This is a genomic window from Streptomyces sp. NBC_01264 (genome assembly GCF_026340675.1).
Taxonomy (GTDB): Bacteria; Actinomycetota; Actinomycetes; order Streptomycetales; family Streptomycetaceae; genus Streptomyces.
This window is the reverse complement of record NZ_JAPEOX010000001.1, coordinates 5735960-5749673: the sequence shown is the minus strand read 5'-3', so window position 1 is coordinate 5749673 and position 13714 is coordinate 5735960. Positions and strand designations below refer to the sequence as shown.

The 13714-nt window shown below is 72.0% G+C and carries 13 protein-coding genes; 8 read left to right on the top strand and 5 right to left on the bottom strand.

Annotated features, from left to right (window positions below):
- Window positions 1–45 precede the first annotated feature (45 nt).
- Together OG435_RS26970 and OG435_RS26965 are read right to left on the bottom strand one after the other, a co-directional pair.
- On the bottom strand, window positions 46–1287 hold the full coding sequence (locus tag OG435_RS26970) for a LolA family protein (protein WP_266880547.1): 1242 nt from the start codon (window positions 1285–1287) through the stop codon (window positions 46–48).
- A gap of 277 nt (window positions 1288–1564) precedes the next feature.
- Window positions 1565–2575: a polyprenyl synthetase family protein gene (locus tag OG435_RS26965; RefSeq protein ID WP_266880545.1), complete on the bottom strand. Its 1011-nt coding sequence runs from the start codon at window positions 2573–2575 to the stop codon at window positions 1565–1567.
- A 201-nt stretch (window positions 2576–2776) separates the two neighbouring features.
- Between OG435_RS26965 and OG435_RS26960 the strand changes: the two genes are divergently transcribed.
- The gene (locus OG435_RS26960) at window positions 2777–4294 is read left to right on the top strand and encodes a peptide MFS transporter (RefSeq protein WP_266880543.1); all 1518 of its coding nucleotides are present in this window, start codon (window positions 2777–2779) and stop codon (window positions 4292–4294) included.
- Window positions 4295–4341: 47 nt separating this feature from the next.
- A complete protein-coding gene (locus OG435_RS26955; protein ID WP_266880541.1) occupies window positions 4342–6351 on the top strand; it encodes a CocE/NonD family hydrolase in 2010 nt (669 codons plus the stop codon).
- A gap of 44 nt (window positions 6352–6395) precedes the next feature.
- On the opposite strand, the gene OG435_RS26950 is transcribed toward OG435_RS26955, so the two are convergent.
- Together OG435_RS26950 and OG435_RS26945 are read right to left on the bottom strand one after the other, a co-directional pair.
- Entirely contained in the window at window positions 6396–6692 is a 297-nt protein-coding gene (locus OG435_RS26950) for an RICIN domain-containing protein (RefSeq protein WP_266880539.1), read from the bottom strand.
- Entirely contained in the window at window positions 6578–6856 is a 279-nt protein-coding gene (locus OG435_RS26945) for a hypothetical protein (RefSeq protein ID WP_266880537.1), read from the bottom strand. Before OG435_RS26945 ends, OG435_RS26950 begins: the two co-directional genes overlap by 115 nt.
- Window positions 6857–7010: 154 nt before the next feature.
- On the opposite strand from OG435_RS26945, the gene OG435_RS26940 reads away from it, so the two are divergent.
- Window positions 7011–7628 (top strand): hypothetical protein, encoded by a 618-nt coding sequence (locus tag OG435_RS26940; RefSeq protein ID WP_266880535.1) that lies wholly within the window; start codon window positions 7011–7013, stop codon window positions 7626–7628.
- 37 nt (window positions 7629–7665) lie between these two features.
- Here the strand turns inward: OG435_RS26940 and OG435_RS26935 are convergent, their stop codons facing one another.
- A complete protein-coding gene (locus tag OG435_RS26935) occupies window positions 7666–8472 on the bottom strand; it encodes a Cof-type HAD-IIB family hydrolase (protein ID WP_266880534.1) in 807 nt (268 codons plus the stop codon).
- 140 nt (window positions 8473–8612) lie between these two features.
- Between OG435_RS26935 and fahA the strand changes: the two genes are divergently transcribed.
- The 5 genes from fahA (at window position 8613) to OG435_RS26910 (ending at window position 13190) form a co-directional block, all read left to right on the top strand.
- A complete protein-coding gene (gene fahA / locus OG435_RS26930) occupies window positions 8613–9842 on the top strand; it encodes a fumarylacetoacetase (protein ID WP_266880532.1) in 1230 nt (409 codons plus the stop codon).
- A gap of 150 nt (window positions 9843–9992) precedes the next feature.
- Complete coding sequence (locus tag OG435_RS26925; RefSeq protein WP_266880530.1) at window positions 9993–10769, top strand: GntR family transcriptional regulator; 777 nt, start codon at window positions 9993–9995, stop codon at window positions 10767–10769.
- 32 nt (window positions 10770–10801) lie between these two features.
- Window positions 10802–11029 carry a 4Fe-4S dicluster domain-containing protein gene (locus OG435_RS26920; protein ID WP_030710222.1) on the top strand — a complete coding sequence of 76 codons (228 nt, stop codon included), beginning with the start codon at window positions 10802–10804 and terminating at the stop codon, window positions 11027–11029.
- A 14-nt stretch (window positions 11030–11043) separates the two neighbouring features.
- Window positions 11044–12417: an ABC transporter substrate-binding protein gene (locus OG435_RS26915; RefSeq protein WP_266880528.1), complete on the top strand. Its 1374-nt coding sequence runs from the start codon at window positions 11044–11046 to the stop codon at window positions 12415–12417.
- Window positions 12414–13190 (top strand): ABC transporter permease, encoded by a 777-nt coding sequence (locus OG435_RS26910; protein WP_266880526.1) that lies wholly within the window; start codon window positions 12414–12416, stop codon window positions 13188–13190. Before OG435_RS26915 ends, OG435_RS26910 begins: the two co-directional genes overlap by 4 nt.
- Window positions 13191–13714 lie beyond the last annotated feature (524 nt).

Genomic DNA, 13714 nt, shown 5'->3' with positions numbered 1-13714 from the left:
CCGCCCACCCTCGGCCGTCCGCTTCGGTTACTTGCCGGCGGCGGCTTACTTGTTGGCGTCGGCCGCCTTCACCAGCTCGGCCTTGGTGACCGCGCCGACGTAGACCTTGCCGTCGTCCGTGATCAGCGCGTTGACCACGCGGGTCTTCAGGACGCGGCCCTCGCCGAACTTCCCGGAGACCTTCTCGCCGAGCGAGTCGAGGAACTGCGCGGCCCCCTTGGGCGCGTTCTTGTCCTTGGCCGCGTCGTCCAGGCCCTTGAGGGTGTTGGTCGCGCCGGTCTCGATGCGGGCGATCGAGGTCCAGCCCTCGCCGAGGACCTTCGGCTCGCCCTTGGCGCCGTCGGCGCCGCCGGTCAGACCGCCCAGGCCGGGGATGGCTTCCAGCGCGTCCAGGCCCTTGTCGGCGCCGTCGGCGCCCTTGCCCTTGCCCTTGCCCTTGCCGTGCTCGCCGGCCGCGCCCTCGGTCACCTTGGCGTCCTTGGGCGGGGTGAAGGCGAAGGTGTCGGCGGCGGGCTTGGAGAAGTCCACCTTGGTGAAGCCGGCGTCCACGATCGGCTTGCCGCCGTCGGTGGAGAGCACCTGCACGCGCAGCGGCACGCCGTTCTTCGCGTCCACCGCGATCTTCACCGAGGCGACCGTCGAACCGGTCCCCTTCGGCTTCAGGACCAGCTGGTAGGCGTCGCGTCCGGCCACCTGGGCCGTGTCGCCGACGCTGATGCCGGTGGTGGGTCCGGCGGCCTTCAGGACCTCCTGGGCGATCTCCTGCGGGGAGGCCGGGAGGCCGTCCGCGCCCTTGCCGCCCCTGTCCGCGTCCGTGGTGTCGGTGGGCGCCTTCTCGTGGAAGACCTCCTTCGACTTGGAGTCGTATCCCCAGACGTCGTCGCCGTTGTGGACGAGGCTGTACTCGTCCTTGCCGTCCACGAAGGTGAGCTTCTGGCGGTCGGGGCCGTCCGCGGCCACGCGGAAGGTGTGGGTGCCGCTCGCCAGCTGGGCGAGCTTCTCCTGCGGGTCCGCGGAGCCGCCGGTCACGCCGCCACCGCCGCCCAGCAGGCCGGCCGGAAGGCTCGGCAGTCCCAGGTCCGTGCTGATCTTGGCGCTGCCGGACAGCTGCTGCACGTCCGAGGCGGCGATCTTCTCGATGAGCTGCTGGGCCGTCACCTTCGGAAGGTCCGGTCCCCCGGCGTTCGCGAAGGCCGGAACCATCGCGATCGTGCCGGCGACCACACCGAACACCGCGACCGGTACGGCGTACCGAGCGGCCTTGCGAGTCTTAGCGTTCGTTGCCATGTCTGTCTGCCCTACCTCTGTGTGTACGGCGGCGACCTACCCGTCCTGCATGGCCGACAAGCGCGACCACGTCCACCCCTCGCCGCCAATCTCACCCGATCTGGTGGGGATGTGTCTCCATCTGACCAAAGAGGAGGGGGTCGGGGCGTCAGCCCCCGGAGCCAACTGTGCGTACGCCCCAGGGATGACATGACGAGGGCCCGGCCTCCCCCACCCGTAGGGGTCGCCGGGCCCTCGCCCTGTCTTCCGCGTACTCCGGTGCTCCGGTGCTCCGCGATCAGCCCGCGCGGTGGACCACGGCGTCGCAGAGCTCGACCAGCGCCGACTTCGCGAAGCAGTCGGGCAGCGGGGCGAGCACGGCCCGCGCCTCCTCGGCGTACCGCACGGTGTCCTTGCGGGCCCGCTCCAGGGCCGGGTGGACCCGCAGCCGGGCGAGCACCTCGGCGTGCCGGGCGTCGTCCGTCAGATCGCCGTCCAGGAGCCGTACGAGCTCCAGGTCGTCGGGGTCGCCGCCCTGCGCCGCCATCTCCCGCAGCCGCAGGACCGGCAGCGTCGGGATGCCCTCGCGCAGGTCGGTACCGGGGGTCTTGCCGGACTCGTGCGAGTCGGAGGCGATGTCGAGGACGTCGTCGGCGAGCTGGAAGGCGGTGCCGAGCCGCTCGCCGTACTGGGTCAGGATGTCGACGACCGACTCGTCGGCGCCGGACATCATCGCGCCGAAGCGGCCGGAGACCGCGATCAGCGAGCCGGTCTTGCCGGCGATGACGTCGAGGTAGTGCTCGACCGGGTCGCGGCCGTCGCGCGGGCCCGCCGTCTCCAGGATCTGGCCCGTCACCAGGCGCTCGAACGCCTCGGCCTGGACCCGTACGGCCTCGGGGCCGAGGTCCGCCAGGATGTGCGAGGCGCGGGCGAACAGGAAGTCACCCGTCAGGACGGCCACCGAGTTGCCCCAGCGGGCGTTGGAGCTCTCCACGCCGCGGCGCACGTCCGCCTCGTCCATGACGTCGTCGTGGTAGAGCGTCGCCAGGTGGGTCAGCTCCACGACCACGGCGGAGGGGACGATCCCGGGCGCGTAGGGATCGCCGAACCGGGAGGCCAGCATCACCAGGAGCGGCCGGAACCGCTTGCCGCCGGCGCGGACCAGGTGCTGTGCGGCCTCGGTGATGAAGGGGACTTCGCTCTTGGTGGCTTCCAGCAGACCCGCCTCGACGGCGGCCAGTCCGGCCTGGACATCGGTCTCAAGAGCCTGGTCCCGCACGCTCAGTCCGAACGGCCCGACGACGGTCACGAGGGGTACTCCTGTCTGCTGACGATCACCTTGACGATCACACGGATTGTCGATGTGTCGCTGCCATCACTCAAGCCAGCGTATCGGGTCTGTTTTCGATCACCCAGGGCACCCGTCCGGCCACGGGCACCGTACCGGCCGGGCGGCGCCCCATGCGCCCCGGTATGTTCTAGAGCAGCCGAAACAACCGGAGAATGCGTTTTGTCCAGAACCGCTACCGATATAGACGACTCGTCCGACCCGGAGGCCGACCAGCCGCCGCCCGGGGACGACCACGCCTTCCTCGGGCATCCCAGGGGCCTGGCCACGCTCTCCGGGCTGGAGGTCTGGGAGCGCTTCTCGTTCCTGGGCATGCAGGCCATCCTCGTCCTCTACTTCGCGGACACGGTGGCCAACGGCGGCCTGGGGATGGACCCGGGCACCGCGGCCTCCGTCTCGGCGGCCTACGGGACCATGGTCTACCTCGTCTCCGTCGCCGGCGGGTGGCTCGCCGACCGGATCCTCGGTTCGTACCGCGCCGTGCTCTGGGGCGGCATCCTGATCGCCTGCGGCCACTACGCCATGGCCGTGCCGACCGCCGCCATGACCTGGGTGGGCCTCGGCCTGATCAGCGCCGGCACCGGCCTGCTGAAGCCGAACGTGGCCAGCATGGTCGGCAAGCTGTACAAGACGGACGACGACCGGCGCGACGCCGGCTTCGCCCTCTACTACATGGGCATCAACATCGGCGCCTTCGCCGGCCCCCTGATCACCGCCTGGCTCGGCGAGCACCAGGGCTGGCACTGGGGCTTCTCGGCCGCCGCGATCGGCATGACCGCCGGCCTGATCCAGTACGTGGCCGGCCGCCGCCACCTGGCGGGGCGCAAGCATTCGGCCGAGTTCGCGCTCGCGCCCGACGCGATGCGCTCGGCCGTGACGAAGATCATTGCCGGGATCCTGGTCTTCGCCGCCCTCGCCACCCTTCTGGCGGTACTGGGCTGGCTGACAATGGGCCGGTTCGTGGACCTGCTCACCCTGGTCTCGGTGATCGCGCCGATCGTCTACTTCGCGATCATGTTCCGCAGCGACCGGGTGACGGCCGCCGAACGGGGGCGCCTGCGCCCGTACGTCGTGCTCTTCCTGGCCTCGGTGGCCTTCAACTTCATCCTCTTCCAGGCGTACTCGACGATGATGCTGCTCGCCTCGACGAACGCCCGCACCGAGATCCTCGGCTTCACCTTCCCCGCCGGCTGGTACGCCTCCGCACTCGGCGCGTTCGAGGTGCTCCTGGCGCCGGTCGTCGCCGCGCTGTGGGTCCGGATGGGCCACAAGCAGCCGCACGCCTCCAACAAGATCGCCATCGGCGTGATCCTGGGCGGCCTGTCCTTCCTCCTGATGGTCATCCCGACCTCGGGGCACTCGGGCGACACCTACAAGATGGCCGCCTGGTGGATCGTCGGCTCCTACCTGCTGCTCGGACTCGGCGACATCCTGCTGGAGACCTCCGGCATGTCGGCCACCACGAAGCTCGCCCCGAAGGCCTTCGCCAGCCAGACCATGGCCCTGTGGTTCCTGTCCCTGGCCCTGGCCAACGGCATCCAGGCGCAGGTGGTCAAGGTCTACGGCCAGGTCTCCAACCCCGCCTACTTCGGAGTCAACGGCGCCATCGCGGTGGCGGTGGGGCTCGCGGTGATCGCGGCCGCGCCGTGGCTCAAGCGCACGATGCACCCGGTGCACTGACGCCCCTTGTTCGCTGACCCTCCCGAGGAGATGGGCGAGAGAACCCGATGATCATCCGTACCGATTTCCCCTACGGAACCACCCACGAGGACGTCCGGATCCCGCTCCGGGACGGCACCGAGCTGTACGCCCGCATCTGGCGGCCGGTCACAGACGAGCCCGTCCCGGCGCTGCTGGAGTACCTCCCGTACCGCCTCACCGACTGGACCGCCCCGCGCGACTGGCAGCGCCACCCCTGGTACGCGGGCCACGGCTACGCCTCCGTACGGGTCGACGTGCGCGGCCACGGCAACAGCGGCGGCGACCCGGGCGACGAGTACGACGCGCAGGAGCTCGCCGACGGCGTCGAGGTCGTCGAATGGCTGGCGGCCCAGCCCTGGTGCACGGGCTCGGTCGGCATGTTCGGCATCTCCTGGGGCGGCTTCAACAGCCTCCAGATCGCGGCGCTCGCCCCGGAAGCCCTCAAGGCCGTCGTCACCGTCTGCTCCACGGACGACCGCTTCGACAACGACGTGCACTACATGGGCGGCTCCCTCCTCGCCGTCGACATGCACGCGTGGGCGGCGACCATGCTCGCCTTCGCCTCCCGCCCGCCGGACCCCCTCTACGCGGGCGAGGGCTGGCGCGACCAGTGGCTGTCACGCCTGGGCGCCGTCGAACCCCTCGTCCACACCTGGCTCTCCCACCAGACCCGCGACGCGTACTGGCGCCACGGCTCGGTATGCGAGGACTACGGGGCGGTCAAGGCGGCGGTGCTCGCGGTCGGCGGCTGGCACGACCCGTACCGCGACACGGTGCTCCGCCTGGTCTCGGCCCTGCCCGCCGACCGGGTCCGGGGCCTGATCGGCCCGTGGTCGCACCAGTACCCGGACCGGGGACTGCCCCCGGGCCCCGCGATCGGCTTCCTCCAGGAGACCCTGCGCTGGTGGGACCACTGGCTCAAGGGCAAGGACACGGGCGTCATGTCCGAACCCCTGCTCCGCTCCTGGATCTCCGAGTCGCACCCGCCGGCCACCACCTACCCGACCCTGCCGGGCCGCTGGGTCGGCGACCCGTCCTGGCCCTCGCCGAAGGTGGACCCCGTCACCTACGCCTTCCAGGGCGCCCCGGTGGTCGTGGCCTCCCCCCAGCACACGGGCCTGGACGCGGGCCGCTTCTTCCCCTTCGGCAACGACGCCGACCTGCCGCCCGACCAGCGCGAGGAGGACGCGAAGTCGGCCTGCTTCGAGTTCCCCGTCGAGGACGGCTCCGGCCCGGTGGAGATCCTGGGCCGCCCGGTGGTCAGGCTGCGCCTGCGCATGGACGTCCCGTACGGCCAGGTCGTCGCCCGCCTCTGCGACGTGGCCCCGGACGGCTCCTCGACCCTGGTCACGAGGGGCGTGCTGAACCTCTCCTCCCGGCAGGGCCGGGACAAGGCGGTCCCGTGGCCGGTGCGCTCGTACGAGGACGTCGCCTTCGAGCTGAACGGGATCGGGCACTCCTTCCCGCCCGGCCACCGCATCCGCCTGGCCCTCTCCTCGGCCTACTGGCCGTGGATCTGGCCCCGCGCCGGCTCGGAGGCGGGCTGGACCCTGGACCCGGCGGGCAGCGCGGTGGAACTCCCGGTCCGCGATCCGTCCGCCGACGGCGCCGACCCGATCCTCTTCGAGGCCCCGGAACAGTCGGAGCCGCTGGGCGTCTCGTACCCCGCGACCCTGGACGCCCCCAGACCAGAACGCCTGGTCGTACGGGACGTCGCGCGCGGGGTGTGGCGCCTGGAGGTCGACCCTCGCTACGGCGGCACCCGCGTCTACCCCGACGGGCTGGAGTTCAGCGAGGACGCGCTGGAGATCTACGAGATCCAGGAGGCGGACCCCTTGTCCGCCCGCACCCACTCCACCTGGACGGTGCGCCTCCACCGCCCGGAACTGGCCTGGGACGTCTCGGTGGTGACCCGCTCGGAGATCTCGTGCGACGAGGGCGGCTTCCTGACGTCGAACGAGGTGGTGTGCCGCGAGGGCGACGAGGTCCTCTTCCACCGCACGTGGGAGCGGAGGCTGCCGCGGGCCGCGGTGTAGCCGAACCGGGCGGCCACACCCGGCTGGTCAGAGCGCGGGCGTGATCACAGACCGTTGATGACGTCCCACCGCTGCGAGGGACCCCCGGTGCACGTAGCGGCGTTGACGCGGTCGTTCGCCGTCCGCGCCAGACAGGTGTGGCTCACCTTGTTCTTGATCAGCGCACCGGCGGTCGACGTGTCGTCGATGGCCCACAGCGCCGCCTGGTCGGCCGCGCTACAGGCCTTCATGGTCGGCTGACCGTTGCGCAGCGTGAGGCACAGCCGGTCGCCCGCTGCCGCAAAGCGGTGTACGCGATCTCGTTGTCCCAGTACCAGACCTGGTAGGCCTCGTAGTTGCACGTCGTGACGTACGGGCCGAAGTCGGCCCGGAAGTCCAGGCACTTCTCGGGCACGGACCGGTCCTGGAACGCGGAGCTCGACGGCGTCGCGCTCGCCGGTGCGCTGCTCAGGCCCACCGCGACCACCACGCCCGCTCCGACGGCGGCCAGTTTCCTCATCAGCATGACGGACCTCCTCCGCCCGGCGCGGGTCGCCGAGCCGCCGTCGAGTGTGTCCAAGTCCGGCGCGGAGCGACAGTGCGCATGGGGTGGGTCCGGCCGGTTCCGGTGCGGGAACGCGCCGGTCGGGGGCGGTCGGCCGTTGTTAAAGTGCGCGTCGATGGGTATCCAGGAACGCGATCGCAAGGTGTACCGGGCTCTGCGCAGGGCCGGCCTCCAGGTCCTCCCGAACGCGGTGCCGGCGGGCACGATGCCGTACGTCGTCGGCTACGGCGAGGAGGACGTGACCGGCAGCTTCTCGCACCGGTACGACATCCCGCGGCTGGTCGAACGGCTCAACGCGGACTGGTACGACCTCGCGGTGTCCTCGGGATTGTTCGACCGGCGGCGCGAGTTCCTCCTGCAGCTCCCGCAGGGCACCCGCTCCCACCGGGCCGCCCTGGACCCCATGCACTCCGGCAACTGGGCGCCGGCGCTCTGGACCCGGGTCCGGCTCCTCGACCGCTGGGACGTCATGGGCCGGGGCGCGGCGTCGGCGTTCCTCGGCGTGCGCTCGGGTCACCCGGGCTTCGCGATGATGGCCCTGGACGGCAGCGCGTACGTCTGCTGCTCGACCGGTGAGATCGGCATCTGTGTGCTCGCCGTGCGCCACCCGGACCGCTCGGAGAAGGTCCTGCGCAACCTGGAACGCATCGCGCGCGACGACTCCCCCTACGTCAACCGTGAGTACGCGCAGCGGATCGCCGCCTGGCTCGCCGGCCGGGGCGGTCGGCGGTAGGTCATGCCTTCCTCCGAGCCGTGGCGCCGGATCCGGATCAGCCGAACAGCCGCTCCAGGACCACCGCGATCCCGTCCGCCTCGTTCGAGAGGGTGACCTCGTCCGCGACGGCCAGCAGCTCCCGGTGGGCGCCCGCCATCGCGACGCCGCGCGCCGCCCAGGCGAACATCGGGATGTCGTTCGGCATGTCGCCGAAGGCGATCGTGGACGACCCGGTGACGTCCAGGAGTTCCGCCGCCACCGCCAGCCCGCTCGCCTTGTCGATGCCCGGGGGCTGGAGCTCGACCGTGTGCTCCCCCGCCATCGTGACGTTGACCAGGTCCCCGACCACGCCCCGGGCGATCTCCGTCAGCTCGTCGTCCGAGAGGCGGGAGTGCTGGAGGAGCACCTTGTTGATCGGGGACGACCAGAGCTCGGCCCGCCGGGCCACCGCTACCACCGGGAGGTGCGGGTGCCACATCCGGTAGCCCGGCCCTATCAGCATCTCCGCGTCGAGGCCCTCCTGGTTGACCGCCGCGTAGACCTCTCCGACCTCCGCCTCGATCTTCCCGAGGGCGACTTCCGCCAGCTCCCGGTCGAGCGCCACGGAGTGCAGCAGCAGCCCGGCCGCCGCGTCGTAGACCTGCGCCCCCTGCCCGCACACCGCGAGCCCCGTGTACCCGAGCCCGTCCAGGACGTGGCGGACCTGTGGGACGGGGCGGCCTGTCACGATGATGTGCCGGGCGCCGGCCGCGCGGGCGGCGGCGAGGGCCGCGTGGGAGCGGGCCGAGACGGTGTCTCCGGCGCGCAGCAGAGTCCCGTCCAGGTCGGTGGCCACGAGTGCATAGGGGAGGGCGGAAGTCACGTGTCAAGGATACGGACCCCCTCGGACAAGTCCTACAAATAGTGCCCGAATCCGGCCTCCCGCACGCCCCACCAGGCCCGTAACGTGTCAACCAGCCCCCGGGACACCCCCGGGCCGCGTCGAAAGCGAGGCAGCACCCCATGCCCCAGCAGAGCCCCCTCGACCTCCCCGAGGGCGACCCGTTCGGGCCGCACAACCTCCCCTACGGCGTGTTCTCCACGGCCGGAGAAGGGGAGGATCGGCGCCGGATCGGTGTCCGCATCGGCGGATACGTGCTCGACGCCGGCGCGGCCGCGGCCGCGCTCGGGTCCCCGTACGCCGGACTGCTCGGGCAGCCCTCGCTCAACCCGCTGCTCGCCGCGGGCCGCACCGCCTGGAAGGACGTGCGGCGCGCGCTGACCGCCTGGGTCACCGACCCCGGCCACCGGCCCGCCGTGGAGCCGCACCTGCTGCCGCTCGAAGACGTCGTGCTGCACCTCCCGTACGAGGTCGCCGACTACGTCGACTTCTATGCGAGCGAGCACCACGCGACGAACGTGGGCAAGATGTTCCGCCCGGACGGGGACGCGCTGACCCCCAACTGGAAGCACCTGCCCATCGGTTACCACGGCCGGGCCGGGACGATCGTCGTGTCCGGCACCGATGTAGTCCGCCCGAGCGGCCAGCGCAAGGCCCCCGCCGACCCGGCGCCCGTCTTCGGGCCGTCCGTGAAGCTCGACATCGAGGCCGAGGTCGGCTTCGTCGTCGGCACCCCCTCGGAGCAGGGCCGCCCCGTGGCCCTCGGCGACTTCGAGGAGCACGTCTTCGGACTGTTCCTGCTCAACGACTGGTCCGCGCGCGACATCCAGGCCTGGGAGTACGTGCCGCTCGGCCCCTTCCTCGGCAAGTCCTTCGCCACCTCCGTCTCCGCCTGGGTCACCCCGCTGGAGGCCCTGGACGCCGCCCGGGTCGCGCCGCCCGCCCGGGACTTCCCGCTCCTGCCCTACCTCGACGACTCCGCCGCCGACCGCCCCGGCGGCTTCGACCTGCGGATCACCGTGTCCGTCAACGGGCAGGAGGTGGCGCAGCCGCCGTTCGCCTCGATGTACTGGACCGCCGCCCAGCAGCTCGCCCACATGACCGTCAACGGCGCCTCCCTGCGCACCGGCGACGTGTACGGCTCGGGCACGGTCAGCGGCCCGGAGACCGGCCAGCGCGGCTCGCTGCTGGAGCTCACCTGGAACGGCCGCGACGCGATCGAGCTCGCCGACGGCAAGCGCACCTTCCTGGAGGACGGGGACACCGTCACCCTCACCGCGTGGGCGCCGGGCGCCGACGGCACCCGGGTCGGCCTCGGCGAGGTCGCCGGCCGCATCGTGGGCACCCGGTAGTCCAGTACCTGGGACGACCACTGACGGCGGGGTGGCGGATCTTTCCGTCGCCCCTCCGTTTGCGCAGGCCATGGCCGTACGCCGGCACCCGCGGGTGGCGCAACACTGCGGCAACACCACCGGCCCGGCCCCCTCGGTATGTTCCGTGCCATGCCAGCCGAACGCACCCGCGAACACACCGTCCCGGTCGCCGCCGCGCGCCGCCGGCGGCTGCGCGCGGACCAGGCGCGACAGCTCGCCGACCTGCTGCGCCACCAGATCCTGGCGGGCGGCTACCCCACCGGCGTCCTCCCCCTGGAGGACGCCCTCGCCGCCGACTACGGCGCCGGCCGCAACACCGTGCGCCAGGCCCTGGACCTACTGCGCGGCGAACAGCTCGTCGAACGCCGCCCCGGCGTCGGCACCGTCATCGTCTGCGCCAAGTACCCGCACGGCCTCGACCGCCTCCAGGGCCTCGCCGAAACCCTCCACGAACACGGCCGGGTCACCAACGAGGTCCGCACCGTCGGCCCCGTCCGCGCCCCGGCCCCCGTCGCCGAGCGGCTGCGCCTGCCCGAGCACTCCGACGTGCTCTACATCGAGCGGCTGCGCCGCCTGAACGGGCTGCCGCTCTCGCTCGACCTCACGTACGTCCCCCTGGACATCGGCGCGGACCTGATCGGCTGCGACCTGGAGAACACCGACGTCTTCCGGCTGCTGGAGTCCCTGACCGGGCAGCCGCTCGGCCACGCCGAGATCACCCTCGAAGCCGTCAACGCCGACGCGCACTCGGCCGCCGTCCTGCAGGCCCCGCGCGGGGCCGCCGTCCTGATGCTGGAGCGCCTCACCCACCTCGGCGACGGCCGGCCCGTGGACCTGGAGTTCATCCGCTTCCGCGGCGACCGGATCACCATGAGCGGCCTCCTGCACCGCACCGCCACCGCGTAACCCCCTCCGCTCCCCCTTTCCTGGAGACAGCCATGCCTCTGGTCCCCCAGCGCGGCGACGTGCCCGTGACCATCGACGAGTCCTTGTGCATCGACGGCTGCACCCTCTGCGTCGACATGTGTCCGCTCGACTCGCTCGCGATCCGCGAGGACAACGGCAAGGCGTACATGCACGTGGACGAGTGCTGGTACTGCGGACCGTGCGCCGCCCGCTGTCCCACCGGCGCGGTGACCGTCAACATGCCCTACCTGCTCCGGTGAAAGGCCCCCTCCCGATGCGTACGCGCACGAAAGCCCTCGCTCCCGTCCTCCTGCTGGGCCTCCCCCTGGCCACGGCGTGTTCCGCGGCCTCCGGAGCGGACGGCGGCTCCAGGACGGTCACGGTGACCGTCGGCTACCAGTCCAAGACCATCAACACCGTCACCGCCGGTACGCTCCTGCGCTCCCTCGGGTACTTCGAGCAGGAGCTCGCGGCGCGCGGCGAGAAGGACGGGGTCACCTACAAGGTCGACTGGCAGGACTACGCCACCGGCGCCCCGATCACCGCACAGATGACCGCCGGGAAGATCGACATCGGCTCGATGGGCGATTTCCCCCTCCTCATCAACGCGGCGCGCGGCAAGGAACTGAAGCAGCCCACCCGGCTCGTCTCCGTCACCGGCTACAACCTGCGCGGCGGCCTCAACACCATGGTCACCGGGCCCGGTTCGAAGCTGGAGTCGCTCGCCGACCTGCGGGGCAAGAAGGTGTCCACCTCGGTCGGTTCGGCAGCCGACGGGACGCTCGTACGGGCCCTGCAGCGCGCCGGGATCGACCCCGAGAAGGGCATCGAGAAGCTCAACCAACAGCCCAGCGTGGGTGCTTCGGCGCTCCAGGCGGGCAGCGTCGACGCCCTGTCGCAGTTCGTCGCCTGGCCGGGACAGCTGGCCTTCGAGGGACGGGCCAAGGCCCTGTACGACGGGGCCGAGCTGAACCTGCCGACCTTCCACGGGGTCACGGTCCGCGAGAAGTTCGCGACCGAACGCCCGGGCGTGCTCGACGATTTCCTGCGGGCCCAGCGCAAGGCGACCGACCACCTGCGTACGCAGCCGGTCGCGGCGGCCGAGTCGGTGGCCAAGGAGACCGGGCTGCCGGCCGAGGTCGTCTACCTCTACAACGGGGCCAACGGCATCGCGACCTTCGACCCGGCGCTGCGGCCCGAGCTGCTGGCGGCGCTGAAGGAGGACGTGCCCGTGCTGAAGGCGGCGAAGCTCGTGGACTCCGTCGACGTGGACGCCTTCGTGGACCCCGCGCCGCTGGCGCGTGCCGTGGCGGGCACGGGCACGGGCACCCAGGGCTACCCGGCGGCCGCGCCGGCCCGGCCGGAGCTGTGGCTGAAGGAGGACAACCGTACGCAGGCCTTCGAGACACCGGCGGCCCTGCTGAAGGCGCTGGCGGCGGCGGGCCCGGGCGGTGTCCGGGCGGCGTACGTCCCCGACGCGGTGACGGGCACGCTCTGGTTCGCCGACAAGGCGGTCTGGGTGGCGGAGGGCGCCGAACTGCGGGCGTTCACCACCGCGTCGGGGGCGAAGGCGTACGTCGGCGGGCGGGCGGCCGGGTCCGGAGCGCGGATCGTCTCCTTCGCCGAAGCGGGGGCCCTGGCCTCATGACGGCCCGCCGCCGGCTCCTGCGGCTGGCTTCGCTCGCCGCGGCCCTGGTCGCCTGGCAGCTCCTGACCTCCCTCGACGTCAACCTGTGGCTCCGCTTCGAGCAGTTCCCGACCGTGGGCGAGGTGGCCTCGACGCTGGCGGACCGGGCGACGACCGGTTCCTACTGGCAGGACCTCGGCTTCAGCCTGCGGCGCATCGTGACGGGCTTCGCACTGGCGTCCGTCCTGGGCGTGGCGACGGGCACGGCGATCGCCCGCTCCCGCCTCGCGGCGGACCTGCTGGGCCCGGTCCTCGAAGTCCTGCGGCCGATCCCGGCGATCGCGCTGGTGCCGGTGGCGATCCTGCTCTTCCCGTCCAACGAGCAGGGGATCGTCTTCATCACCTGCGCGGCGGCGTTCTTCCCGGTCCTGGTCTCCACGCGGCACGCGGTGTCCGCGCTGGCTCCGGTGTGGGAGGAGGCCGTCCTGACGATGGGCGGCGGCCGCGGGCGGGTCCTCTTCTCGGTGGTCCTCCCCGGGGCCCTCCCCGGGATCTTCGGCGGACTCTCGGTCGGGATCGGGGTGTCCTGGATCTGCGTGATCTCCGCCGAGATGATCTCGGGTGAATACGGGGTCGGGTACCGCACCTGGCAGGACTACACGGTCGTGGACTACCCCGGGGTCTTCGTCGGCATGGCCACGATCGGCGCGCTGGGCTGGCTCACGTCGACGGCGGTCGAACGCACGGGGCGCCGGTTGACACGATGGCTTCCGGCGCGGGGTGGGGCGGGGTGAGGTCGCCGGGGACCAGTCCCCGGGCCCCTGCGCCTCAAACGCCGGCGGGGCTGGGGTTGGCCGGGGTCCGGGTTGGCTGCGGGTGGGGGGCCGGTGCCGGGGGGGGGGTGGGGTGTCGGCCTGGACTGCATGATTTAGGCGCCCTGCCCCCAACAGTCGACAGGGCGCGGCTTCCTTATGCGCCACAAATCACGCTTTACGTCCCGGCCAACACCCCACCCCGCCCCCGCCCCCGGCCCTGGCCCCGCAGCCCCCGACCCCGGCCGGGGGAGACAGTTCAGTCCCAGCTCGGGGGCATTCGGTCCCGGCCGGGGGACATTTGGCCCCGGCCGGGGTTGGTCTTTTCAGCCGTCCGGCGTTTGAGGACCGGGGTCTGGGGCGGAGCCCCAGGTCTTTTCAGCCCGTCCGGCGTTTGAGGACCGGGTCCGGGCAGCGCCCGGGGAACGGTGGAAGGGCGGGTAGGGGAACTCCGCCCCGCGCAGCGGCAAAGGGTCGCAGCGGGGACCCAGCCCCGCGCAGCGGCA

Excerpts from the sequence above, each read along its gene's own strand:
- OG435_RS26970 (WP_266880547.1), bottom strand. The coding sequence starts at position 1,287 with ATGGCAACGAACGCTAAGACTCGCAAGGCCGCTCGGTACGCCGTACCG.
- OG435_RS26920 (WP_030710222.1), top strand. The coding sequence starts at position 10,802 with ATGCCTCTGGTCCCCCAGCGCGGCGACGTGCCCGTGACCATCGACGAG.
- OG435_RS26915 (WP_266880528.1), top strand. The coding sequence starts at position 11,044 with ATGCGTACGCGCACGAAAGCCCTCGCTCCCGTCCTCCTGCTGGGCCTC.
- OG435_RS26955 (WP_266880541.1), top strand. The coding sequence starts at position 4,342 with ATGATCATCCGTACCGATTTCCCCTACGGAACCACCCACGAGGACGTC.
- OG435_RS26945 (WP_266880537.1), bottom strand. The coding sequence starts at position 6,856 with ATGCTGATGAGGAAACTGGCCGCCGTCGGAGCGGGCGTGGTGGTCGCG.
- OG435_RS26925 (WP_266880530.1), top strand. The coding sequence starts at position 9,993 with ATGCCAGCCGAACGCACCCGCGAACACACCGTCCCGGTCGCCGCCGCG.
- OG435_RS26910 (WP_266880526.1), top strand. The coding sequence starts at position 12,414 with ATGACGGCCCGCCGCCGGCTCCTGCGGCTGGCTTCGCTCGCCGCGGCC.
- fahA (WP_266880532.1), top strand. The coding sequence starts at position 8,613 with ATGCCCCAGCAGAGCCCCCTCGACCTCCCCGAGGGCGACCCGTTCGGG.
- OG435_RS26940 (WP_266880535.1), top strand. The coding sequence starts at position 7,011 with ATGGGTATCCAGGAACGCGATCGCAAGGTGTACCGGGCTCTGCGCAGG.